The following is a 25,317-nucleotide window of genomic DNA, read 5'->3' on the forward strand; positions in this document are numbered from 1 at the left end:
CCGCCCAGCTCGAAGAAGTTGTCCTCGGCGCCGACCTGCTCCACGCCCAGCACCGCTTGCCAGATGCCGGCCAGCAGGGGTTCCAGCGGCCCTTGCGGCGCGACGAACAGCCGCGCTTCCAGTTCCGGCTCCGGCAACGCCTTGCGGTCCAGCTTGCGGTTCGGCGTCAGCGGCATGGCCTCCAGGCGCATCAGCCGCGCCGGCACCATGTAGTCCGGCAGCTGGGCCTGCAGCCGCTCGCGCAGGCGGCCGAGCAGTTCGTCGCCGCCCTCGGCCACCACGTAGCCCACCAGCTGCTGTTGCCGCGCCACCACTGCCGCTTCGCGTACCGCCGGGTCGGCCAGCAGGCAGGCCTCGATCTCGCCCAGTTCGATGCGGAAGCCGCGAACCTTCACCTGCTGGTCGATCCGCCCCAGGTACTCCAGGGCGCCATCGGCCCGCCGGCGCACCAGGTCGCCGGTGCGGTACAGGCGTTCGCCGCGGCCGTAGGGGTCGGCGACGAAGCGTTCGGCGGTCAGCCCCGGACGCTCGTGGTAGCCCCGCGCCAGGCCTTCGCCGCCGATGTACAGCTCACCGGCCACCCCGAGCGGCAGCGGTTCCAGATCCTCGTCCAGCACGTGCAGCGCGGTGTTGGCCAGCGCTTCGCCGAGGAACGCCTGCGGCTGCTGCTCGTCGAGGCGGCAGCGCGCCGACCACACGGTGGTTTCGGTCGGGCCGTAGAGGTTCCACAGCTCGCCGGCCACCCCGACCAGGGTGCGCGCCAGGTCCGCCGGCAGCGCCTCGCCACCACAGAGCACCTGCCGCCCGGCCAGTTCCGGCAGGCGCGGATGCTCGGCCAGCAAGCGCCAGGTCGACGGCGTGGCCTGGATGGCGCTGACGCCCTGCTGGGCGATCTGCTCCCAGAGGCGCTCCGGATCGCGGGCGGTGTCGCGGTCCACCAGCACCACGCTGGCGCCACTCACCAGCGGCAGGTACAGCTCCAGCGCGGCGATGTCGAAGGACAGCGAGGTCAGCGCCAGCATCCGGCCCTCCTCCGCCAGCCCCGGCGCGGCGGCCATGCTGGCGAGGAAGTTGCCGAGCCCGGCGCGGCGCACCGCTACGCCTTTCGGCTTGCCGGTGGAGCCGGAGGTGTAGATCACATAGGCCAGGTGCTCGCCCGTGGCCAAGGGTGCCGGGTTGGATTCGGCGCCGTCGTCATTCGATTGATCCAGCCACCAGCATTCGGCGTCGGTGCCCAACGCGTGGAGTTCGTCGCGCAACGACGACTGGCTGAGCAGCAGCGGCGCACGGCTGTCCGCCAGCATGTGGCGAAGGCGTTCGGCGGGGAACTCGGGGTCCAGCGGCACGTAGGCGCCACCGGCCTTGAGCACCGCCAGCAGCGCCACCAGCAGCTGCGGGCCGCGCTCCAGGCAGACCGCCACCCGCACCTCCGGGCCGATGCCGGCCGCCTGCAGGCGGTGGGCCAGTTGGTTGGCGCGGCGGTTCAGCTCGGCATAGGACAGGCGCAGGCCTTCCTGGCGCAGGGCGATAGCCTGCGGCGCGCGCGCCACCTGGGCTTCGAAGCGCTGCACCAGGTCGAAGCCGGCTTCATCAGCACCCCGGGCCGCGCCGGCCGCCAGCAACGCCGTGCGCTCGTCGGCGACCAGCAACGGCAATTGACCCAGGCGACGCGAAGCATCCTCGGTAAAGGCCAGCAGCAAGTGGTGCAGATGGCCGTCCAGGCGCTCGATGGCCGCGGCGTCGAAACGGGCGCGGTCGAAGCTGTAGCAGAAGGCCAGGGCATCGCCCTGGTTGACCAGCAGCATCAGCGGGTAGTTGCCCTGCTCGCGACTGACCAGGTTGGAGAAGCGCGGGCCATTGCCCTGGCCGCTGAGCATGCCGGTGTCGAGGGGGTAATTCTCGAATACCAGGATCTGGTCGAACAGCCCCTGGCCGCCCTGCCCGCTCCAGCGCTGGATGTCGTACAGCGCGGTGTGTTCGTGCTCGCGCACGGCCAGGCCCAGGGCCTGCACCTCTTCCAGCCACTGGCCCACGGTCCGCTCGGGTTGCGGGCTGGCGGCGATGGGCAGGGTGTTGATGAACAGGCCGAGCTGTTGCTCGATGCCCGGCAACTCCGCCGGGCGACCGGCCACGGTGGCGCCGAAGGCCACGCAATCCTGGCCGGTATAGCGCTGCAGCAGGAGCAGCCAGGCCGCCTGGAGCAGGCTGCTGAGGGTGACCTTGTGCTGGCGGGCGAACTGCCGCAGGCGCTCGCTGGCAGCAGCCGGCAGCAGCGAACGGTGTTCGGCGGCGCCACTGCCCGGATGTTCCAGGGCGACGGCGCCAGCCAACAGGGTCGGGGCCTGCAACCCGGCCAGGTACTCTTGCCAGAAGCGCTCGCTGGCCGCCGCGTCGCGTTGGCCCAGCCAGGCAATGTAATCGCGGTAGCGTCCCACCGGGGCGCTCGGTTGCTGCCCGGCATAACGCTGCATGACTTCGGCGAAGAGTTGCGCCTGGCTCCAGCCATCCAACAGCAGGTGGTGGCAGGTCCAGATCAGGTGGTGGCCGCTGTCGCCGGTGCGCACCATCAGCAGGCGCATCAGCGGCGGGTTCAGCAGGTCGAAGGGGCGGCGCTCATCGCGCGCCAATTCGTCCAGATCGCTCGCCGGCGCCTCATGCAGGTCCAGCGCAACATTGCGCAGCACCGCTTGCAGCGGCCCGCTGCCGGCGGGGCAGACGAAGGCGCTGCGCAGAGCCCCGTGGCTGTCGAGGGCGGCCTGCCAGGCAGCGCGGAAGCGCGCCAGGTCCAGGCCTTCGACATCCATGCGCACCTGGTTGATGTAGCTGCCATCGCCCGGCTGGTAGAGGCTGTGGAACAGCATGCCCTGCTGCATGGGCGACAGCGGGTAGAGGTCTTCGACACGGGCGATGGGCAGCTCCAGGCCATCCAGCTGCAGCTGGTCGAGGCGGGCCAGGGGGAAATCCGATGGCGTGGCGCCGCAGGCTTCCGGGTCCAGGCAGTGCGCCACCAGCGCTTCCAGCTCGGCGCCATAGAGCTCCACCAGTTCCGCCAGGCGCTCTTCGTCGATTTGTTGCGGGCTGAAGGTCCAGCCCAGGCGCAGGCAGCCGTTGTCCACGCCGCCGTCGATGGACAGCCAGTTGTTCAGCGGCGCCCCCGGATCGACGCTGTCGCCGCAGGATTCGGCGGCGCGGCGCAGCGGTCTGCCGTCGAAGCTGGCATCGAACTGGCCAAGGTAGTTGAAGGTCACTCGTGGCTCGGGACGCCCGCACAGCTGCGCGCGCACCTCGGCCGGCGCCAGGCATTGCAGCAGACCGAAGCCGAGGCCGTTGTCCGGCACCTGGCGCAGTTGCTCCTTGATCGCCTTGAGGGATTCTCCGGGGGCTTTCGCAGCGCACAGGCGCAGCGGGTAGGTGGAGGTGAACCAACCGACGGTGCGGCTCAGGTCGAGCCCCGCCAGATGCTCTTCGCGGCCATGGCCTTCCAGCTCCACCAGCAGCTCGGACTGGCCGCTCCAGCGAGACCAGGCGCGCGCCAGAGCGCAGAGCAGCAGGTCGTTGACCTGGGTGCGATAGGCCGCCGGCGCCTCCCGCAACAGTTGGCGGGTGCGGGCTTCGTTGAGTTGCAGGGTCAGGGTGATGGCGTCGCCGGCCAGCGCCGCGCGGTCTTGCCGGGCGCCGGGGAATTCGCCGGCGGTTTCACCGAGCTGCGCCAGCCACCAGGGCAGTTGCGCCAGCACTTCGGGTTGCGCGGCGCGCTGCGCGAGGAAGCGGGTCCAGTCGCCCAGGGAGTGGGTGCGCGCGGGCAGGCGCGGGAGTTCGCTGGCGAGGGCTTGCTGCAGATCTTCCAGCAGGATGCGCCAGGACACGCCGTCCACCACCAGGTGATGGATCGCCAGCAGCAGGCGCCAGCCGCCTTCCTTCAGTTCGATCCAGGCCGCCCGCAGCAATGGACCATTTTCCAGGTCCAGGCTGCGCTGCGCCTGGTTGACGATGGCCGACAGCTCGTCGGCGTTCACCGCACGGAATTGCCAGAGCTCAACCGGGGCAGGCGCTTCATAGCTCGCCTGCCAGGTACCGGAGCAATTGCGGCTGAAGCGCAGGCTCAGGGCATCGTGATGCGCCATCAGGGCGTTGAGTGCGCGCTCCAGCCGCTCCAGCTCCAGCGGCGTGTCCAGGGCCAGCAGCAGGGCCTGGTTCCAGTGCTGGCGCCGCGGCATGGGCATTTCGAAGAAGCGCTGCTGGAACGGCGTCAGGGCGATCTCGCCCCGGCTCGGACGCTGCACCTCATGACGGTCCTGCTCGATGGCGGAGGCAACCCGCGCCAGTTCGCGCAGTGTCTGCTGCCGGAACAGGTCGCGCGGGCCCAGTTGCAACCCGGCCAGGCGGGCACGGCTGGCCACCTGGATGGCGATGATGGAGTCCCCGCCCAGTTCGAAGAAGTTGTCCCGGGCGCCGATTTCCTCCAGCCCCAGCACCTCGCGCCAAATGCTCGCCAGGGCTTGCTCCACCGGCCCCTCGGGGGCTACGAAGCCACGGCTCTTCTGCACCGGCTGCGGCAGGGCCTTGCGGTCCAGCTTGCCGTTGGCGCTTAGGGGCATCGTCGCCAGTGTGATGATCTGTGCCGGCACCATGTAGTCCGGCAGCGATTCGCCCAGTTGCGCGCGCAGCGCTTCGGGCAGGCTTTCGTCCTCGGCGGCGACCACGTAGCCCAGCAGTTGCCGGGCACCGGCGGCGCCCTCGGCGACCACCACCACGGCTTCGCTGACCGCAGGGTGTTCCAGCAGGCGCGCCTCGATCTCGCCGAGCTCGATGCGCAGGCCGCGAATCTTCACCTGGTGGTCGATACGCCCCAGGTATTCCAGGGCGCCGTCGGCGCGCCAGCGCGCCAGGTCACCGGTGCGGTAGAGACGGCCACCCTGGCCGAAGGGATCGGCGACGAAGCGTTCGGCGGTCAGCCCCGGACGACCCAGGTAGCCGCGCGCCAGGCCCAATCCGCCGATGTACAGCTCGCCCGGCAGCCCTTGGGCCACCGGTTGCAGTTGCTCGTCGAGCACGTACAGGCGCAGGTTGGCGATGGGCCGGCCGATGGGCACGCTGCCCAGGCCCGGCTCGTCGTGGCAGGGCCAGTGACTGACGTCGATGGCAGCTTCGGTCGGGCCGTAGAGGTTGTGCAGGTCGGCCGTGCTCTGGGCCAGGAAGCGTTGTTGCAGGTCCAGCGGCAATGCCTCGCCGCTGCACATCACCAACCGCAGGCTCGGGCAGTCGGCCGGGGATTCGGACGCCAGGAAGGCTTGCAGCATGGACGGCACGAAGTGCAGCACACTGATGCCCTGGCCGGCGATGATCGCCTTGAGCCGGGCGGGGTCGCGGTGGGCGCCGGGGGCGGCCATCACCAGGGTAGCGCCGGTCATCAGCGGCCAGAAGAACTCCCACACGGAGACATCGAAGCCGAACGGCGTCTTCTGCAGCACGCGGTCGCGGCTGTCCAGGCCGAAGGCGGCCTGCATCCACTGCACGCGGTTGCACAGTGCGGCATGGCTGTTGCCCGCCCCCTTCGGGCGCCCGGTGGTGCCGGAGGTGTAGATGCAATAGGCGAGCTGGTCCGGATGGTTGAGCAGGACCGGGTTGTCCAGCGGTTCGGCGGCAAACCGTGCCGCATCGCGATCGAGGCAGAGCACCTCGGGGCCGCCTTCAGGCAGTCGCGCCCGCAGGTGTTCCTGGGTCAGCAGCAGGCGCGCGCCAGAGTCTTCCAGCATGTAGGCCAGGCGCTGGTCGGGGTAGTCCGGGTCCAGCGGTACATAGGCGCCACCGGCCTTGAGCACGGCCAGCAGGCCGACCACCATCTCGACCGAGCGTTCGGCGAAGATGCCCACCAGTCGATCCGGGCCGACACCGCGCGAACGCAGGTAATGGGCCAGGCGGTTGGCGGCAGCATTGAGCTCGGCATAGCTCAGGCGGCTCTCTCCGGCGATCAGGGCGGTGGCATCCGGGCTGGCGGCCACCTGGTCCTCGATCAGCGCATGCATGCACCGGGGGCCGGGATACTCGGTGGCGGTAGCGTTCCAGCCCTCCACCACCTGGCGCTGCTCGTTCTCATCGAGCAGGGCGAGCTCGCCGATCGACGCATCAGGGCGCTCGGCGCAATCGGCCAGCAGGCGCAGGAAATGCCCGCGCAGGCGCTCGATACGCGGCGCGTCGAACAGGTCGGTGGCGTAGGTGAAGGCGCCGCGCAGCTGGCCGCTGACGTCTTCTTCGGTGTCCAGGCTGAGGTCGAACTTGGCCACCCGGGCGGGCGCGACTTCCAGCCTGGCCTGCAGTCCCGGCAAGCCGGCGAGTTCGGCACTGCCGCGCTGCTCGTGGTTGAACATGACCTGGAACAGCGGATTGCGGCTGAGGCTGCGCTCGACGCCCAGGGCATCCACCAGCTCTTCGAAGGGCAGGTCCTGGCAGTCCTGGGCTTCGACCGCGGCGCGTTTTACCGCGTCCAGCAGCGCGCGGAACGGCAGGCGCCCCTGAACCTCGGTGCGCAGGACCTGAGTGTTGACGAAGAAGCCGATCAGCCCTTGCACTTCCTGGCGCTGCCGGTTAGCCACCGGTACGCCAACCAGCAGTTCGCCCTGGCTGGTATAGCGGTGCAGCAGGGCCTTGAACGCAGCCAGCAGCAACATGAACAGGCTGGCGCCATTGGCGGCGGCGACTGCCTTCAAACGTGCGGCGAGCACCGCGTCCAGTTCGAAACCGAGGCTCGCGCCACGGAAGCTCATTTCCGCCGGGCGTGCGCGGTCGGCGGGCAGCTCGAGGATCGGCGGCCGCTCCCCCAGGGCCTGGCGCCAGTAGGCCAGCTGACGCTCGCCCTCCCCGGCCTCCAGCCAGTTTCGCTGCCACAGCGCGTAGTCGGCGTATTGCACCGGCAAGGCGGCGAGTTGGGGCGAACGCCCTTCCACCTGGGCGGCGTAGAGCTCGGCCAGCTCGCCAAGCAGGATCTGCATCGACCAGCCGTCCGAAATGATGTGGTGCAGCGCCAGCAGCAGTGCATGGCGCTGCTCGCCCAGGCGCACCAGTTTCACCTGCAGCAGCGGCCCCTGGTGCAGATCGAAGGCATGTTGCGCGGCCGCTTCCATCGCGCGGCGCAGGTCGGCCTCGGGATCTGCGTCGGCCCGCAGGTCCAGCACGTCCAGCGGTAGCGGCGCCGGCGGCAGGATGACTTGCAGCAGCTCGCCAGCGGACTCGGCGAAGCCGGTGCGGAGTATTTCGTGGCGGGCCACCAGGGCGTTCAGCGCGATCTGCAGCGCGGCCTGGTCCAGTTCGCCCTCCAGGCGCAGCGCACCGGCCTGGTTGTAAGCCGCGGACTGCCGATCCAGCTGCCAGATGGCCCAAAGACGGCGCTGGGCGTAGGACGCGGCGACGCGGTCCCGGCCGTCCGGGCGCGGCGGAATCGGCAGGCTCTCCAGGGTCATGCCCTGGGCCTTGAGCTTCTCCCCCAGTTGGCGGCGGGCCGCGGGATCGAGCTCGGCGAAGCGCCGGGCCAGTGCGAGCAAACGGTCCGCGACAGTCATGGCGCCTCCACTTCGGCAAACAGGTTTTCCAGGGCATCCAGCGGGTCGTCGCGGGTCGTCTGCTGCAGCTCGGCGACCTTGGCGGCGAAGCGCTCCAGGGTTTCGCCTTCGAAGAACAGACGCAGCGGCAGTTCGAGCCCCATTTGCTCCTGCAGGCGGGCACGCAAACGGGTCGCCAGCAGCGAGTGGCCGCCCAACTCGAAGAAGTTGTCCTTCAGGCCCACGCGCTCGACGCCCAGGGCCTCCCGCCAGACGCCGGCGAGGATGCGTTGCAGCTCGGTCTGCGGCGCCTCGTAGGCACGCTCTTGCAGCGCCTCGCTGGCCAGCGCGCGGCGATCCAGCTTGCCGTTGGGCATCAGCGGCAGGCGCTCCAGACGGCGCAGTGCGGAGGGCACCATGTGGGCCGGCAGGCTGCGTGAAAGCTGGGCCTGCAGCTGCGCGGCGAAATCATCGCCCCGTGCGCCATCGGCCACCACGAAGGCCACCAGCTGGGCGCCGCTGGCACCTTCGCGCACCACCACAGCGGCTTCACTCACGCCTTCACAGGCCTGCAGCACGGCTTCGACTTCACCCAGTTCGATGCGGAAACCACGAATCTTCACCTGGGCGTCCACCCGGCCGAGGAACTCCAGCAGCCCGTCCGCGCGCCAACGCGCCAGATCGCCACTGCGGTAGCCACGGCTGCCATCGGCGAGCGTCACAAAGCGCTCGGCGGTCAGCGCCGGACGGCCAATGTAGCCGCGGGTAACACCGGGGCCGGCAACATGGAGTTCGCCGATCTGCCCAATCGCTACCGGCTCCAGGTCGGAGCCCAGTAGCAGCACGCGCATGCCCGGCGCCGGACGGCCGATGGACACTGCGCCCTGGTCGGCATTCCAGGCACTGCACCAGACGCTGCCTTCGGTGGGGCCGTATTCGTTGCTCAGCAGGGTTTCCGGCAGGCGCTCGCGATGCCGGGCGACCAGCGCCGGCGTGCAGGCCTCGCCCGCCACTACCACCACGCGCAGACGTTGCTCACCGAGCAGTTCCAGCACTTCACCGTGCAGGCCCGGCAGCGCCAGGTAGTGGGAAATGCCCTGTTCGCCCAGTAGTGCGGCGATGGCACGCGGGTCCTTGGCTACGGACTCGGTGGGCAGGTGCAGGCAACCGCCCTGGCCGAGGGTCCAGAAGAGACCGGCGACGGAGCTGTCGAAGGACAGCGACGACAGCAGCAGGAAGGACTCCACCGGCGCCTGGTAATGGACGAAGCGCGCCAGCGTGGAAGCCAGGGCATTGGCGTGGGTGACCGCGACGCCCTTGGGCTTGCCAGTGGAGCCGGAGGTGTAGATCACATAGGCGAGGTCGTCGCCTTCCAGCTCCAGCGACGGCGGGGTCGCCTCGCCGCACCACACCGGAGAGCCGGCCGCCAGCGACAGGCGGGGCAGCGCCTCGGGCAGGATCAGGTCCGCGCCGGGTTCCTCAAGCGTCAGCAGGCAATGCGCACCGGCGTCGGCGAGCATGAAGCCCAGGCGCTCGGCCGGGTACGCCGGGTCCAGCGGCAGGTAGGCGCCGCCGGCCTTGAGGATACCCAGCATCGCCACCAGGGCCGGCACCGAACGTTGCGCGTAGACGCCGACGATCCGCTCGCGCCCCACGCCGATTTCACGCAGCGCACGCGCCAGCTGATTGGCGCGGCGCTCCAGTTCCGCATAGCTCAGGGCTTGGTCGCCCTGACACACCGCGAGGCGCTCCGGGACCTTGGCCACCTGCGCCTCGAACAGACGCTGGAGGAAACGCGGCGACTCCAGCGACATGGCCGCGCCCTGCTCGAAGGCGGCGATGCGCGAGCGCTCATCCGCCCCCAGCAGGGAGACGCGGTCCAGGCGCTGGTCGAAGTCGGCCAGGGCGTTGCCGGCGAAGACGCGGAACTGCTCCAGCCAGAGCGCGGCGGCGGCTTCATCCAGGCGCTCGGCGGCATGGTCCAGGCGCAGGGTTTCGCCTTCCCGCGCCAAGCCCAGCAGCGGCAGGCCGGGAGCGTCCAGCGACAGCTCGACGCCATCGACCGGAGCTGCCGGCGCCAGGGCAAAGGCGTATTCGGCAGACAGGCCGTTCGCTCCGCTGACGGCGCTCTCGTCGAGGCACTCCAGCCAGGAGCGTGCTTCGTCCAGGCGGGCGCGGAAGTTTTCCAGGGCCTGGCGCGGCGACGCGTCCGCGGCGAGGTACAGGTTCAACGGCAGGCTGCGCTCGAAGCGGCCAAGGATGCCGTGCACTTGTTCGTTGCGGCCATCCAGGGCAACCGCCACGGCCACTTGGGACTGATCGCCCAGGCGGCCAAGGAAGGCGCCCCAGAGGAATAGCAGCAGCTCGGCGGCAGGCATGCCCAGCGACTCGGCGCGACCATCCAGGGATTGCAGCAAGGCAGCGGCCGGTACGCGCAGGCTGGCCAGGCTCGCGGAGACCGCCCCTTCGCGCTCGAACGGCAGGCGCGCGCGCGGCGCGGCAGCGTCCTTCACGCCACGCCAGTAGGCGGCGCCACGCACGCCGATTTCCTCGGCGGCTAACTCGCCCTGCCAGGAGGCGTAGTCGATGTATTGCAGTGCCTCGGCGTCAGGCGCCGGCAGCCCGTTGGTGTAACCCCGGCGCAGTTCTTCCGCCAGTTGAGCCAGGGCCAGGGCGTCCAGGCTGGCCAGCGGCGCGCCGAGCAGCAGAACGAAACCGGCGTCGCCGTCCACTATGGCCATCGCCGCGAACGGGGCATCGGCCAACGTCTCGCGCAGCGCCTGACGCGCGCGCGCCTCGGCGTCCGCGCCCTGCTCCACGTGCAGCTCCACCGCCGCGTCGGTGTCCACTACCTGCACCGGACGGCGCAGGCCTTCCAGGTGCAGGTAACGGGTGCGCAGTACTTCGTGACGAGCCGGCAGGGCATTGAGCAGCCCCCGCAGGCGTGGCTCATCGAGCGGCCCGGCGAAGCGGACTCGGGCGCAGGCAACCAGGGGGCGACCGAGAAATTCCTGGCGGGCGAGCACGGCGCCCTGCTGGGCAGAAACGGGAAAAGCGTCTTGATGGGCGGGCAGTTGCATGGAAAGGAACCTCAATCGAGTGCCAGGTCGGCGCTTTTCTGGGCGATCGCCATCGCGGTGAGAATCTTGCGCGGGCCGGTGAAGGCGTTGCGGGCATGGAGGGAAAGGATGTTGTCGAGCAGGACCACATCGCCCTTCTGCCAGGGAAACTCGACCATCACACCGCGATAGGCCTCCTGCAGGTGGAGGATGACGTCGTCGGGGATCGGTTCGCCGTCGCCGAAGAAGGTGTTCTGCGGCAGGTCGTCCGGGGCGAACTCGGCGATCAGCGCGGCACGCAGGGTTTCCGGCAGGGTCAGGGCGTTGAAGAAGGTGCCGTGGTTGAACCAGACCTCTTCGCCGCTGCGGGGATGGCGGACGATGGCCGGGCCCACCTGGCGGGTGCGCAGGCGGTTGTCGCTCTTCCATTCCGGGCGTATGCCGATGCGGGAGCAGTAGGCCTCCACTTCGGCGCGGTCTTCGCTCTGGAACACGGTCTGCCAGGGCAGGCCCATGCCGTCGCCATAGTTGCGCACGTACATGATCCGGCGCCGACGGAATTCCTCGCGCACGGCCGGGTCGATGCGCTGCAGCAGCTCGCGGGTGTCACCCAGTGGGGTCTCGCCACCGGTGAGGGATGGCAGGTCGCAATGGAAGTACAGGTGCAGCGGGAAGACCGGCGAATAGGAGTGCTCGTTGTGCGGGAAGATCTGCTCGTTGCTGGGGTAGTCGGTCGAGCTGTAAATGTTGAACTGTCGGGTGATCTGGGTCCGCGGCGAAGCGCGGAACAGGTACTCCAGCGCACCGCCGGAGATCGCCTGGACGCAACGGTCGAAGCCGTCGATGCCATCCAGGTCGAAACCACGGAAGAGGATCGCGCCATGCTCCAGCAGGCGTGCCTCGATCATGTCGCGGTTGTGGTCGACCCACTCGACCAGGTCGATGCCGGCGAATCTCGGGCGACACAGCAGCGGCAGCCGCTTGCCTTCGAAGAAGGGCGTGAGGGAGACGCGCTCCTCCTGGCCCCCGGTGATGCTCCTGCGTGCCCGGCCCATGGTGGGCAGGGCATTGGCCTTGGCGTCGCTCATGGTGCCCCCTAAACGTTTTCCGGATTGTTGGTCAGGCTTGCCGCGCGCCGACGCAGCGGGCGCTGGCTGGCGAGCAGGCTCTGGCGCTGCTGGTTGCTCTCGGCCTGGGCGTCACGGCGCACCTGCGCCGCCACCTCGAACAGGTCGGCCTGGGTGCGGCCTGGTTTCCCCAGCCAGCACGCGAGCACGGCTTCCATCTGGGCGAAGAGCTGGGCGGCCTCGCCAGGTTCGAACAGTCCCTCGGGCATCTCGAAGCGCGCTTCGAGGCGGCCGGCACTGCTGTAGAAACCAAGGATCAGGTCCAGCTCGGCGGCCTGGTGCGCGGAAGCGAAGGTATCCACCCGCAGGTCACGCAGGCGCGGCAGCGGCGGCTCGCCTTCCTGGTAGTTGAGCTTGATGCTGAAGAACGGCGAACGACCGGCGCGGCGCGGAGGACGCAGCGCTTCGACCACTTGTTCGAACGGCAGGTCCTGATGGTCGGCGGCGCCCAGCACCACGCGGCGGCACTGCTCCAGCAGAGCGTCGGCGCTGTCAGCCAGGTCGAGGTCGACCTGCAGCACCAACTGGTTGATGAAGAAGCCCACCAGCGGTTCCGCCGCCGGATGGCTGCGGTTGGCGATGTCGCTGCCCAGGCGGATGCGCGACTGGCCGCTCTGCTCCCGCAGGCTCACCGCGACGGCGCCGAGCAGCAGCATGAAGGGGGTCACGCCGCGTGCGGTGGCATAGGTGCGCAACGCGGAGGTCTGCACGCCAGCGAAGGTGAAGCGCTCGGACAGCGCCAGCGAGCCCGGGCGGCGCGGACGTTGCGGATGCAGTTCCAGCCAGGCGTGGTCGCCGGCCAGGGTGCTGCGCCAGTAGTCGAGCTGGCGGGCGCGCTCCGGGCCGGCCAGCAGTTCGCGCTGCCAACGGGCGAAGTCGCTGTAGCCGACGACCAGCTCCGGCAGGGCCGGTTCGACGCCGTCGAGGCGGGCCGCGTAGAGCAGTTCCAGCTCATCCACCAGGTTGCGCATGGACCAGCCGTCCACGGCGATGTGGTGGGTGGTCAGCAACAGGACATGCTCACGGGCGTCCAGGCGCAGTACACGCACCCGTTGCAGCGGGCCTTCCACCAGGCTGAACGGTAGCCGGGCCTCGGCGGCGGCCCGCTCGCGGGCTTCGCTCTCGCGCCGCTCCGGCGGAAGGTCTGCGAGGTCCTCGACCACGAAGTCCAGCGGCAGGTCGCTGCGAACCTGAAGGCGTGCGCCCTCCCCCTCCGGCACGAAGGTGGTGCGCAGCACCGGGTGGCGCTCCTGCAGCGCGGCGAAGGCGGAGCGCAGCGCGGCGACATCCAGCGGGCCACGCAGGTGCAGGGCCAGCGGCACGTTGTAGACGGAACTCTGCGGTTCCAGCTGCCAGGCGAACCAGAGGCGTTCCTGGGCGTGGGACAGAACGGCCTGGACCGAGGCGAGCGCTTCCAGGGTCGGCAGGCGGTCACCGGCGGCGACCTCGCGCACACGGGCGGCGAAGTCCGCCAGGACCGGCGCATCGAAGAGGATGGCCAGCGGCAGGCTGACGCCGAGCTGCTCACGCAGCCGGCCGAGTACCTGCACGGCGGCGATGGAGTTGCCACCCAGGGCGAAGAAGCCATCGTCGCGGAACACTGCGTCCTGGTTCAGCACTTCGGCCCAGATCGAGGCGACCAGGCGCTCATGCTCCTCGCGCGGCGCTTCGCCCTGGCGCGCCGAGCGCTCGCCAGCGCGACGCAGGTGGAAGCAGTCCAGCTCACCAAGCTCGAGCATCTGCCGGCAGGCCGAACGCTGCAGCTTGCCGCTGGAGGTCTTGGGCAGCTCGCCCGGCTGCAGCAGGGCGATCCAGGCGACGGCCTGCTGGCAGATGTCCGCCACGGCCCGGTCGATCTCGGCGCAGAGTTGCGCAGCGGTGATCTTACGCTGGGTGGTGCGGCCGATTTCCACCGCGATGCCGATCCCCTCGCCGTCTTCCTGCTCCACCACGAACGCCGTTACCCGGCCCTTGCGCGCGCCTTCCACGGAATACTCCACGGCGCGTTCGAGGTCCTGCGGATAAACGTTCTGCCCGCGCACGATGATCAGGTCTTTCAGGCGACCGGTGATGTACAGGCGGCCATCTCGGAGGAAGCCGAGGTCGCCGGTGCGCAGCCAGGTGCGGCCGTCGTGCTGGACGAAGGCACGCGCGGTGGCCTCGGGATTGCGCCAGTAGCCACGGGCGACGCTGTCGCCGCTGGTCCAGATCTCGCCGACACGGCTGTCCGGCTGGACCTCGCCACTCTCCGGATCGACCAGGATCAGGTCCATGCCCTGGTGGAGCACGCCGCTGCTCACCAGCAGGCTTCCCTCCCCCGGCTCCGCGCGGTTCTCGCCCAGGGCGTGGCTGTCGAAGCTGGCGCTGACGAAGGGTTCGACGCTGGTGGTGCCGGCGACGAACAGGGTCGCCTCGGCCAGCCCGTAGCAAGGCAGGAAGGCCACCGGGTTGAAGCCGACGCCGGTGAAGCGCCGGGCGAAGGCCTCCAGGCTGTCCTGACGAATCGGCTCGGAGCCGGAGAACAGCACCCTCATGCAGCTCAGGTCGAGCCGTTCCCGCACAGTGTCACCGATGCGTTCGGCGGCCAGGCGGAAAGCGAAATCCGGAGCGCCGGTGTGGGTGGCGCGATAACGGCTGATGGCCTCCAGCCAACGCGCCGGCCGCTCGACGAAGTGACGCGGCGACATCAGCACCAGGGTGGCGCCGCGATAGATCGACAACAGCAGGCAGCCGATCAGCCCCATGTCGTGATAGAGCGGCAGCCAGCTGACGAAGGTGTCGCCCTCGTCGAGGCCGAAGCAGCGCACCATCAGCTCTTCGTTGGCCAGCAGGTTGCCGTGGCTGACTTCGACGCCCTTGGGGGTAGCGGTGGAACCCGAGGTGTACTGCAGGAAGGCGATCTCGTCCGCGGCCGGACGGCGCTCCTGCCAGTTGCCGGCCTCGTCCAGACCTAGCTCATCGACGGCCAGGACTGTCGGCAAGGCAACGCCGAAAGCGTCCTGCAGGGACCCGCGCAGGTGCTCTTCAGTGAGGACCAGCTGGGGCTGCGCATCGGCGAGTATCGCCTTGACCCGGTTCAGTTCGTGGTGGCGCAGGGACTCCGGCGGCAGCGCCGGCACGGCGATGATCCCGGCGTACAGGCAGGCGTAGAACGACACGACGTAGCCCGGCCCGCTTTGCATCAGCAGCAGCGCCCGTACCCCCGGAGCGGCATGCTGGGAGAACACTGCGGCAAGGCCGCGCACACGGCGGTCCAGATCGGCGTAGCTCAGGCTCAGGCGCTGCTCTTCGCCATCGAGGAGGAAATGCACGGCCGGCTTTTCGCCCTGTCGGGCCGCGTGCGCAATGAGCGCATCAACGAGAGACGTATGAGGGGGTGTCATGTCGCACCTTTGCGGAGAGGTTGTGATTCGGGGCGGATCAGGCGAACTGGGCCTCTGGGCTCGCCCGTGCCGGCATGGACACGGACAGGCAAGCCGCCAGGCGCTCCAGCACGGCGCTTTCATGTTCGTGAATGAAGAAATGCCCGCCCGGGAACATGTCGAGGCTGAAACCCGCGGCGGTGTGCGCGCTCCAGCCCTGCAACTGCTCCAGCGTGGCGCGGTCGGTGACGCCGGCGAATACGTGCAGCGGGCAGTCCAGCGGAGCGGTCGGCTGGTAGCGGTAACGCCCGCAGAGGAGGAAGTCGGCCCTCAGGATGGGCAATGTCAGTTGCATCAGCTCGGCGTGCTGGAGCACGGCGGAGGGCGTGCCTTGCAATGACCTCAGCTCGGCCACCAGTTGCTCGTCATCAAGGGGATCGCGAAAGCGCAGGTAATCGCGCTGCGCAGGCGCCGAACCACCGGAAACCACCAGCGCGCGCGGTGCCGGCAAGCCCTGGGCGCGCAACGCGCAGGCGAGCTCGAAGGCCAGCAGGGAACCCATGCTGTGGCCAAACAGGGCGTAGGGGCGATGGGTCTCGCCGCGCAGGTCCCGGGCCAGTTGCGCGGCCAGGCCCACCAGATCGGTCGGCAGCGGCTCGCCACTGCGGCTGCCGCGCCCCGGCAGCTCCAGGGGGCGTATGTCCAGCCAGGCCGGGACGCTACGGCGCCAGCGCGCGTAGCTCATCGCGCTGGCCCCTGCGTAGGGCAGGCAGAACAGGCTCAGCCGCACACTCACTGGCTGGCCTGCCCGTCCATATGCTGGCGCAGGCTCAGGGGGCGCATGTCGGTCCAGACCGCCTCGATGAACGCCAGACAATCCTGCTTCGGACCGCTTTTCCCTGCCTCGCGCCAGCCCGTCGGCACCGCCTTGTACTCAGGCCACAGCGAGTACTGCTCCTCCCCGTTGACCAACACCTTGAAAGTCGCGTCTTCGCGGTCGAACGCCATCTTCGAATCCTCCGTTTGTCGATTGATCGCAGGCCGCCGTGCGGCCATTCGCGCTGTTCCCTAATCGACGAACGAGAGACCGGGATCTTCAGCGCCTTTCAGGATCGATTAGACAAGCGCATGAACCTCCCCTCTATCATTGTTGCAAATCATTCTTAATTAGATTAGATTCTGCGCCCTTGCGGGTAGATTCCAAGAAATAGATCAGGTGCCTCATGCAAAAGCTAGGATTGGCTGGGACCGGTTCCCAATTGCTTGACGTGTTCTTTGACCATCGTCACCGCCTGATTGGGCTCGCCGCGCGGATAACGGGTTGCCGCAGTCAGGCGGAAGACATCGTTCACGACGCCTTCATGAAAGTGGGCGGCGCTACCGAGGGCGAGCAGATCAGGTCCCAGGCCTCGTACCTGACTCGCGTGGTGCGAAACCTGTCGATCGACCATTACCGTCGCCGCCAGTTGGAGGAGCGGCTGATGTGCAGCGAGGACGAGGAAGACGAGTGCCTCGTTCACCACTCCGAAACCCCCGAATCGCTAGTGGCGGATCAGCAGCTGCTGGAACGCATCAGCCGTGTGCTCGCCGATATGCCCCAGCGCACCCGCTACGCATTCGAGATGTGCCGGATCCACGGCATGAAGCAAAAGGACATAGCCGCCGCCCTGGGCGTGTCACCGGCACTGGTGAACTCCATGATCCGCGACGCCATGCTGCGCTGCCGCGAGATCCTGTAAAACGCTGTTCATGGAGAGGCTCCGTTGGCTCAACAAGCGCGCTGAACTCAATTGCGTTTACAGACACGTCATTCTCGATTTACCAGCACCGCATTCCGCAAGGCGCCTACTGGTACGGGGCTGAAATCGCCCTACGCATCGCGTCGAGTCAGCACCTCGCTGCATCAATGGGCGACAGACTTATCCCTAAGATTGAGTCCGCTGCCGCGGACCTTCAGAAAAAGGTAAGCCGTTACCCAAGTGACCAATTACTCGACCTTTTCGAAGAATCGCCACGAACGTCTTCGTGACAGCGATCTGTTCCGCTTGAGGGGCTGTGGCGCTGCATTGCGGCCTGTCTGGTCAAGAGTGAAGGTCTCACCGTCGACGCTGGCCTGACGATACTGAGGAGGAAGGCAGGATGAAGAGTCCCGCAAAAGTCCCTGACACGAAAAAGGCCAGTTCATTTCTGAACTGGCCTAGATCGTTGAAGAATATGGTCGGGACGGAGTGATTCGAACACTCGACCCCTTGCACCCCATGCCAGTGGTCGGCCACGTAACTCACTGATTTTTCTAGCATCATCTAGGGCGCTCGCTGCAACGATGTCCTACGCTACCTGACGGTTTTCGACGATTTCCCGCAAAAGTCCCTGACTAGATTGACGCCGCCTGCTCAGCAGGTCGCTGAAAGAATCTATGAGTCGTAGCCGATGGAGTTGCGGACTCAGGGCTTACTTGCCGTGCCCCAGCAGCACTCATTACCTTGCGAGCACATGACATACAGGCTTGCAACACTAACCAAAAGACAGATGAATCCCCCGGAGCGACAAGGAAATCGAATCACCCTCACCGCCGCCAAAAGCTCCGCCAGCCAAAGACTCTCTTCCTATTCCGCCAGAAGCGGTTCGCGCAGTCATTGGGCTAGCAGGAGGATTACTTGCCTATCGACCCCTTGAGCACAAAACTTGGGAGAGAGTGCTAGGTTTCGAGAATCATAAGAATCGATTCCCGGATTGACTTAGGCTAGTCCCAATGTCAATGGAGACAGATAAGTCTACGACCGCTGTGGCAGCCGTAGATATCTATCTTGAGGAAACCAGCGAATACGGAACGACCTTCACAGCAATCATTAGATCTTTAAAGCAGCAATTAGATCCTTACGAATCTCAGATCGTCCAATGCCTGAAGCCTGATATTTGTCGCCATTTAAGTCAATCCCCTCGCAAGACCTTAAAAGGTTAACCAAAGAGTTGACTGAGAACTTATCAGCTGATACTTCTCGCTTCACCGTAAGAAGCCGTAGAACGTCAAATAGAGCCTGAACGCCTACCGTTTTTCTAAGATAAGATTGCACCCCTACGCCCGCCCAAATAGTTTCAGCCACAGCCGCAAAAAAATTAGAAACAATCTCATATATCGCTTTATCGTTCCCATCAATATAAAGCTTTCTTAACGGCAAATCCGAATAATCTAAAAGCGCTTTTCGCCCCAAGGATTTATTATCGAGCTTCCTAATTTTGTTTCTATCATCTTGAGGATTCTTAGATATCAACCTAAGAATACCATCAACAACAGTAGCCATCGAAACGCTCACCAAGCCACTGGAATTTTTTTTGTCTGCCAATAGCTTACCTGTGTCGGCGCTAGAAAAAACAGACCCATAGAATGGTGAGGCCGAATCAGTATTAAGCAGCCTAGTCAAGTACACAGAAAGTGTTTCTGGAGACCATAGACTCACCGGCCGCTCATCGACATCAAAACCAAACAGCTCATATGCCAAGCCCCTGTCTACTTTCTTCTGATTAAAGTTTATAGTAGCAAAAACAAAAGCATGGAAAGGAGTAGGCAGCTCTAAGAAGACGACACATAGCAATTCCATTTTCCGCTGAGGCGCGGAAGCTGGAAGTAGGTTAAACGCATGAAGCCGGTGCTGGCCGTCGATGATAGAAGCGTGGGAATCAGCACCAAGCGGGATAGACAACGTGCAAGAACCATCAGCTCGCTCCTCCACTTTCCACCGCTGAGATTCATCCTCTACAAAAAGCCCCTCCTGCGAATAATTAGCTGCCAATATTATAGCATTAGGAAAAGTAGCATCGGTCGTTTGAATAAACGATGCTATTTCTTGAAGACGGGTTTTCTTTTCAACTCGCTGAGAGCCAAATATAGAATACCCACTCTTCAGATCATCTCGCTCCTGATCCAGCCGCCCCCTAACCTCCGCAGGAAGAGAGTATGTTATTTCATTCAACCTATCTGCGCTTAAGGAAAAAGCATAAAACACCCCTAGCGGCTGTTCGACACGTATTGCCGGACGAACAATGATTTGGCCATCTAAAGACCCCATTATACTAGCCCTCCTCCAGAAAGTTTATCCACCTCAGGAGCAGCCCCTCCGTCTTCGGTAACAGGTGGAACTTCTGGCTGAAATCGCCCTGAAAGAATACAAATACGATAAGAAAGATACAAAACAATTAAAGTCCCAGCAACCGCCCAAACCATTGCATAAGACTTTTCATTTCGAAACAAAGCAACTATCGAAAACAGAGCCCCCAAAGCACACAGCGCACATACTCTCATCCGCTGAAATCGAGTCATGCTTTTCCAATAGTTCTCAGGAAGGAAAATGTCAGCTGCGAATGGCGCTAGAGTTGCAATAGCATACGTTGCAAGGGACTCTGAGCTGATAGGTCGATCCATTATCAGGGGAAAATAAACACCGACCCCCCCACCAACCAAAAGGGCTACGAGGCAATAGAGAAGGATCGTGTATTTTTCGTCGAGACTTACTTTGCGATCTATCGTGGGCAACGCATCCGCTCCTCTGGAAGCCCCTCCTACTCTTTTCAGTAAATCACACTCTTCAGCCTCAGACCAGCATACTTGGTATGCAAATAGCCATACCAATCTCGCCTTAGAGGCCGACCGACCGACCGCGAGCGACCGCCATGGCTACAAATGCAAGGTGCGCGAGATACGCTCCACGAACTCGCAGTAAGGGCATCTCGCTCCGCTGCCGCGGGGCGCAGCTAGCTGATAACGATTGAGAAGCGATGTCCCACGCAGTAGGAGCACGTGATAGCCTCACACTCAAACAGGAAGGTTTCCTTGCCGTCTCGCGCGTACTTGTAGATGAAATAGTCGAAGCGATACAGGTGGTTGTGAGCTGAAAGTCGAACGCGCGCGCACGTATCCGATCGACCAACATAACCCATATCGAATTTGAGGCTGGAACCCAGCACATAGGTGTCGGGTTTGCCCTCATCCACGATGGCCCGGATCACGCCAGGCAAGAACAGAACTGGCTTGTAGTCCAGCATGGCTCAAGCCTTCAGACAGCTCGCCAGCGCGACGCCGCAGTGAGAGCGAAGATTAGTAAGAAGTTCTTCATGTTCCTCCTGGTCGAAGAAGGACTCGGCTTTCGCGCAGCTCAGGATGAGCAGCAGCAGGGCCCTCCTTGCTTTGATTTTCTCCTCAGAATCCGCCCCTCGCCGTACCGTCATGGACGCGATGTATCCGTACAAGGACTCAAACACGTCCCTGTAGAAGGGGTGGTTGGCGTTCGGAGGAGTCCAACGGGCGACCAAGAAGGGTCGATGCTATTGTTCCTCTCATCATTATCGATGTCGCGACAGAGACGCAGCCAGATCATATGAAAAGCATACTAGCGTTGTGCAGTCGTCACTTCACTTACGAGCATCTCTTCAACTGTGGTGAGACATGGCAGAAGTACAGACCAGAAAATTCGCCTAAACAACAAAGCAGCTGGGAAGCTTATTCAATGCTTGCCAAAAACATCCTCGACCCTCTAGTTGACCATTTCGGCATGCCACTATTGACTTTTGGGTTTTGTGGACCTGAACTCATAAAAGAAATAAAAAAGAAACGCTATCCAGGAATCGCCCCAAATATTGATCAACACACAGCCTGTGAGCTTAGTAAGAATGGAAAACTAATATGCTCACGTAAAGGGGCTGCCGTTGACCTGGTCTACTCATCTGTCAGCAGCCTAGATGTGGCGCAATGGCTGGTCAAAAACACCAAGTTTGACAGAATATATCTGTATGGCGAAAAATGCCCTTTGCATGTTAGTTATGGACCAGGCCACACGCGTCAAGTAGTCATGATCCATATAAGCAATGGACGTCGCATACCGAAGGTGATTAGCACAGAGGTCATTGAAGGGCTGAAGAATTGCTAACTAAAGATCACTTTCTTAACATGGTGGCTGCTCTGCAATATCGGAAGGAGCTACCCGATTCTGTTTATTTGCATCGTGATACGTTGGAAGCAACACACCCAGAACTATTTCGATTTGTCTTTGCCGTGGCGAAAGCAGTGCAACTTACTGACGAAGAATGGAATATCGTGAAGCTTGCCAAGCGCGACTTTCGTTTGTCACTTCTTAACTACCCGACCTTTTTTACAGAATCATATCCAGCTTTAACAAAAAGCGTTGCAGTGGACTTGACGAAACTGAGCCACCGTATCACGGACTATGACGCCCATGACAATCCACCTATTTTGCACCGAAAAGAGTCCTTCCTTTGCCCTGATCACCCCCTGGCAGAATCCTTTTTTCAGATTACAAAAGAAGGAGAACTGGCCGGCCTCTATGAAAATAGCCGCCTAATAGGATTCAAGGATAGCTGGAATCGCCTTATAGCAAAGCACGGGTATCAACTCGCCGATGGACGACTCTTTCGGAGCTCATCGCTGCCAATCCCAGACGCAGACTGTATTGATCGACATAAAACGGCATTAGTTCGCTATGAACTGTCTGCTCCAATGAAAACTCTTGCTCGCCATGGATATCTGAACGGGGAGTTCAGTATTTTCGACTACGGGTGCGGGCGCGGAAATGATCTCAGTGAGCTTGAAGCAAATGGTCTAGATGCCACTGGATGGGATCCTAATTATCGTCCTGATTCTGAGAAAATTCCGTCTAGCATTGTTAACTTGGGATATGTGATAAACGTTATTGAAGACATAGATGAGAGAATCGAAGCCTTGCTTGCGGCGTGGGATTTAGCGAGTACCCTGCTAGTAGTATCAGCCATGCTCGCAACTGAAAGCTTTATATCACAATTTAAACCATACAAAGATGGAGTTATCACATCTAGAAATACATTTCAACGATATTATGCACAGACAGAGCTAAAAGGATTCATTGACAGAACACTGGAAGAAAACTCGATTGCTGTAAACTCTGGTATATTTTACATATTCAAAGACAAACTTGAAGAGCAAAGATTTCTCTCGCAACGCCAACGTAGGCACCATGAATGGACGAAACTATCTCGCCCAAAATTCACCACCGAAGACAAAGCCCGCAAGCTGATTGAAGAAAACAAAGAGCTATTCGAGGAATTTTGGCAGCGCTCTCTTTATTTGGGCCGAACACCGGCTAACGACGAGTTTGACAAGAGCCAAACACTACGTTCACTAGTAGGATCACATGCGAAAGCTATTAGATTGCTTAGCCATACTTACGATTTGTGCACACTCGACCAAGCAAGCCTTGAGCGAAAAAACGATCTTTTAGTTTACCTTGCACTTAATTTATTTGAAAAGCGCAAGCCCTACACCTCATACCCTCTTGAACTCCAACGCGACATCAAAGTACATTTCGGAAATTTTAATAACGCAATTGAGCAAGCACAAGATCTACTTTTCTCCATTGCAAACATTGAGGCCATTGCTGCCGCGTGCGAAAAAGCCCATGAAACGCTACCAGCCAGCCTACTTAACGACAGTCACTCTCTAATCTTACATAAGCGATTTTCTCCTGACCTTCCCCCATTGCTCAGAGTATACGTAGGAGCAGCCTGTCAACTATATGGAGAGCTGGAGGAAATTCATTTAATCAAGATACACATTCGCTCTGGAAAAGTTAGCCTTATGGGATATGATAATTACAGCAATCCTATTCCACTTCTAAAGGAAAGGATAAAAATAAAAATGGCCGAGCAAGAAGTCGACTTCTTCGACTACATCGAAGAGTCCAAGTGAAGTGGTCAAGTAAAACTGGACACTGGTTTAGGTCTATCCGGCCAGGGCTTCTTGTTGGGCCGGTGTCTGGTACTGGTTGTAGCTATGTGGCCGTTGGTGGTTATAGTAGTCCGTCAGGTAACGCAGCACATCGGCTTCCGCCTGAGCCTGATCGGCATAGCCTTTGGCGGGGATCCACTCCGATTTGAGGCTTCGAAATAAGCGCTCCATCGGTGCGTTGTCCCAACAGTTACCCCGGCGACTCATGCTCTGGCGGATGCGGTAACGCCAGAGCAACTGCCGAAACGCCAGGCTGCTGTAGTGACTGCCCTGATCGGAGTGAAACAGCAGATCCTGCGGACATCCCCTCGCCTCGTAAGCGATGCGCAAGGCGCGGCCAGTCAGTTGCGAGTCGGGGCGATCGGACATCGCCCAGCCCACGACTCTCCGTGCATACAGGTCCATAACCACCGCCAGGTAGATCCAGCGGGCGCCGGCCCAGATGTAGGTCACATCCCCGCACCACACCTGATTCGGGCGGCTGGCGCTGAACCGGCGAGCCAGCTCGTTCGAGGCGATGGCACCCTCATCCTCTGCGACACGGTAGCGATGCTTACGGCGCTGTGAGCTGAAGAGCTGAGCCTCTTTCATCAGCCGCCCGGCTAGAAAGCGGCCGACCGAGAAACCTTCGCGGCGCAAGGCAGCCGCCAGGGTCCGGGCGCCGGCCGCACGCCGACTCTGGGCATGCAGCTCCACGATGCGTTGACGTAACCGCTCACGCCGCGGAGTGACACGCCTACGGCGCCGGCAGGCGTCGTAGACACTGCTGCGGTTCACCCCGAACAATCGACAGAGTTGCGTCCGCGGATACTGCTCACCCAATACCTCGACCAGCCTGGCTAGTCGAGGGCGTCCGACATCAAGAGAGCAGTAGCCTTCCTAAGAAACACCTTCTACAGCCTGCAGGGTGAAGCCAAACTCAGCAGCCCGCCGGTGCAAGCCTTTGACCACGCGCTCGCGATACTTTTGCTCGTAGTGGTCGGCACCGGGATCCTGATAGGCCATGCCGAAGCGCATGGCGTTGTAGAACAGGATGGCGATCTTGCGTGCCGTGGCGGTCACCGCCTTGGCCTTGCCAATGCGCGCCGATAAGCGTCGATAAAAAGCGCCCAACGCTGTGTTCGTTCTGCCAATGGTCACCGCAGCCAGGCGCAGATGCGCGGTGACCCGATTCTTGGTCTTGCGCGTGTGGGCGGACAGCACTTTGCCGCCACTGATCCGGCACCCCGGCGCCAGGGTCAGCCAGGCGGTGAAGTGCTGCGCGGTACGCCAGCGGCTCAGATCCGTACCGCACTCGGCGACCAGGCGCAGTGCCAAGTAGGGGCCGATGCCGTGGATCTGGGTCAGATCGACGCCGACCAGTTGATAGAGCAAGGCGCGCACATCGAAGTTGAGCGCATTCGGCTGCCGCGTGCGGTGGCGTGGTTTCGGCAGCGGCGAACTGGGCAACGGCTTTTGCTGGGCGAGTCGCTGCAGGCTCTGGGCTATTTGCCGGTCACAAACCTCGAGCTGCACCTGGTAGGCGTCGTACATGGCCAACGCCTGAGCCAGGGCGAACACGTGCTCCGGTTGGTAGTTGCCGACCAAGGCACTCTGGATGACCTCGAGACTGGACTTGCAGCGGGTATCGCGCATGGCCGCCAATCTTGCCGGATCTCGCTCGCCAGCGACGATGGCCCGAAGGATGCGCATACCCGTGGCCCCGGTAATGTCGGTGACCACATGCTGCAATTGCAGGTTCATGTGGGTGAGCGCCTTCTGCATGTGCTGGATATGCGCGGCGGCGTAATCGAGGTGGCGCTCGCGCAAGCGCAGATAACTGCGCAACGCGGCGATCTCGCGATCAGGATGGAAGCTGGCACGCAGCAAGCCACAGGCATGCAGGCGCTGGATCCATTGGGCGTCGTTGACGTCGGTCTTGCGCCCAGGCACCGCACGAGCATCCCGCGCATTGGCCAGCACGACCTGCAGGCCATGGCTCTCGAGAATCTCGTAGACCGGAATCCAATACACCCCGGTCGACTCCATCGCCACCGTGGTGATCCCGAGATCGACCAGCCAATTGGCCATGCGCTCCAGGTCGGCGGTAAACGCCTTGAACGTTTGCACCGACTCTTCGGCGAGATCGACGGGCACTGCCACCACATGGAAGCGCGAACCGATGTCGATGCCGGCTGCACGTTCGTGAATCACTGGCAGACCCTGTCGTTGCGAACTGGACGTCTTCATGAGAACCCTCCACTCACCGGAAGTGCTGGACGGGGACTCGGATCAGATCACATTCCTAAACGGGGTCACGAAACGCGCCACCACTCACGGGTCCGCAGCTTCCCCTGGGTCAGGTTTTTTGACGGGGACGGTGCCTCCAAAAAGCAGACGACCACTGTCCAGCGCTGTCAGTGTAGTGACCGTGTTTCTATCCCAATGGGCCGCGGTGCGCCGGGGAGGCGGTTTTTTAGGATC

At 63.3% G+C, this 25,317-nt stretch carries 14 protein-coding genes and 1 pseudogene; 4 read left to right on the top strand and 11 right to left on the bottom strand.

Features of this window, described 5'->3' with window-relative positions; genetic code table 11:
* The 6 genes from E8F20_RS11605 to E8F20_RS11630 form a co-directional block, all read right to left on the bottom strand.
* The coding region (locus E8F20_RS11605) for a non-ribosomal peptide synthetase (protein WP_280283854.1) at positions 1–7,556 on the bottom strand (7,556 nt) is incomplete at its 3' end.
* Positions 7,553–10,615: an amino acid adenylation domain-containing protein gene (locus E8F20_RS11610; protein ID WP_280283855.1), complete on the bottom strand. Its 3,063-nt coding sequence runs from the start codon at positions 10,613–10,615 to the stop codon at positions 7,553–7,555. The genes E8F20_RS11610 and E8F20_RS11605, both read right to left, overlap by 4 nt.
* Before the next feature lie 11 nt (positions 10,616–10,626).
* Entirely contained in the window at positions 10,627–11,682 is a 1,056-nt protein-coding gene (locus E8F20_RS11615; protein WP_280283856.1) for a TauD/TfdA family dioxygenase, read from the bottom strand.
* Between the two features lie 8 nt (positions 11,683–11,690).
* The gene (locus tag E8F20_RS11620; protein ID WP_280283857.1) at positions 11,691–15,104 is read right to left on the bottom strand and encodes a condensation domain-containing protein; all 3,414 of its coding nucleotides are present in this window, start codon (positions 15,102–15,104) and stop codon (positions 11,691–11,693) included.
* 37 nt (positions 15,105–15,141) lie between these two features.
* Positions 15,142–15,879 (bottom strand): alpha/beta fold hydrolase, encoded by a 738-nt coding sequence (locus tag E8F20_RS11625; protein ID WP_280283858.1) that lies wholly within the window; start codon positions 15,877–15,879, stop codon positions 15,142–15,144.
* On the bottom strand, positions 15,876–16,091 hold the full coding sequence (locus E8F20_RS11630; protein ID WP_280283859.1) for an MbtH family protein: 216 nt from the start codon (positions 16,089–16,091) through the stop codon (positions 15,876–15,878). The genes E8F20_RS11625 and E8F20_RS11630 overlap by 4 nt, the downstream gene beginning before the upstream one ends.
* Positions 16,092–16,306: 215 nt before the next feature.
* On the opposite strand from E8F20_RS11630, the gene E8F20_RS11635 reads away from it, so the two are divergent.
* Positions 16,307–16,822 (top strand): RNA polymerase factor sigma-70, encoded by a 516-nt coding sequence (locus E8F20_RS11635; RefSeq protein ID WP_280283860.1) that lies wholly within the window; start codon positions 16,307–16,309, stop codon positions 16,820–16,822.
* Between the two features lie 237 nt (positions 16,823–17,059).
* A pseudogene (locus E8F20_RS11640) lies at positions 17,060–17,199 on the top strand (IS5/IS1182 family transposase); the annotation flags it as partial.
* Between the two features lie 733 nt (positions 17,200–17,932).
* On the opposite strand, the gene E8F20_RS11645 reads toward E8F20_RS11640, so the two are convergent.
* The 3 genes from E8F20_RS11645 to E8F20_RS11655 form a co-directional block, all read right to left on the bottom strand.
* Positions 17,933–19,150, bottom strand: coding sequence for a DNA phosphorothioation-associated DGQHR protein 1 (locus E8F20_RS11645; RefSeq protein ID WP_280283861.1), 1,218 nt, complete (start codon positions 19,148–19,150; stop codon positions 17,933–17,935).
* Positions 19,150–19,614, bottom strand: a complete 465-nt coding sequence (locus tag E8F20_RS11650) for a hypothetical protein (RefSeq protein ID WP_280283862.1) — start codon at positions 19,612–19,614, stop codon at positions 19,150–19,152. Before E8F20_RS11650 ends, E8F20_RS11645 begins: the two co-directional genes overlap by 1 nt.
* Positions 19,615–19,832: 218 nt before the next feature.
* Complete coding sequence (locus tag E8F20_RS11655) at positions 19,833–20,123, bottom strand: hypothetical protein (protein WP_280283863.1); 291 nt, start codon at positions 20,121–20,123, stop codon at positions 19,833–19,835.
* Positions 20,124–20,455: 332 nt separating this feature from the next.
* On the opposite strand from E8F20_RS11655, the gene E8F20_RS11660 reads away from it, so the two are divergent.
* Complete coding sequence (locus E8F20_RS11660) at positions 20,456–21,004, top strand: hypothetical protein (RefSeq protein WP_280283864.1); 549 nt, start codon at positions 20,456–20,458, stop codon at positions 21,002–21,004.
* A gap of 20 nt (positions 21,005–21,024) precedes the next feature.
* Entirely contained in the window at positions 21,025–22,815 is a 1,791-nt protein-coding gene (locus E8F20_RS11665; RefSeq protein ID WP_280283865.1) for a DNA phosphorothioation-associated putative methyltransferase, read from the top strand.
* A 33-nt stretch (positions 22,816–22,848) separates the two neighbouring features.
* Here the strand turns inward: E8F20_RS11665 and E8F20_RS11670 are convergent, their stop codons facing one another.
* Positions 22,849–23,688 carry an IS3 family transposase gene (locus tag E8F20_RS11670; protein ID WP_280283866.1) on the bottom strand — a complete coding sequence of 280 codons (840 nt, stop codon included), beginning with the start codon at positions 23,686–23,688 and terminating at the stop codon, positions 22,849–22,851.
* A 45-nt stretch (positions 23,689–23,733) separates the two neighbouring features.
* Entirely contained in the window at positions 23,734–25,083 is a 1,350-nt protein-coding gene (locus E8F20_RS11675) for an IS110 family transposase (protein WP_280282607.1), read from the bottom strand.
* Positions 25,084–25,317 lie beyond the last annotated feature (234 nt).

It is taken from the genome of Pseudomonas sp. BN415 (genome assembly GCF_029871195.1).
Taxonomy (GTDB): Bacteria; Pseudomonadota; Gammaproteobacteria; order Pseudomonadales; family Pseudomonadaceae; genus Metapseudomonas; species Metapseudomonas resinovorans.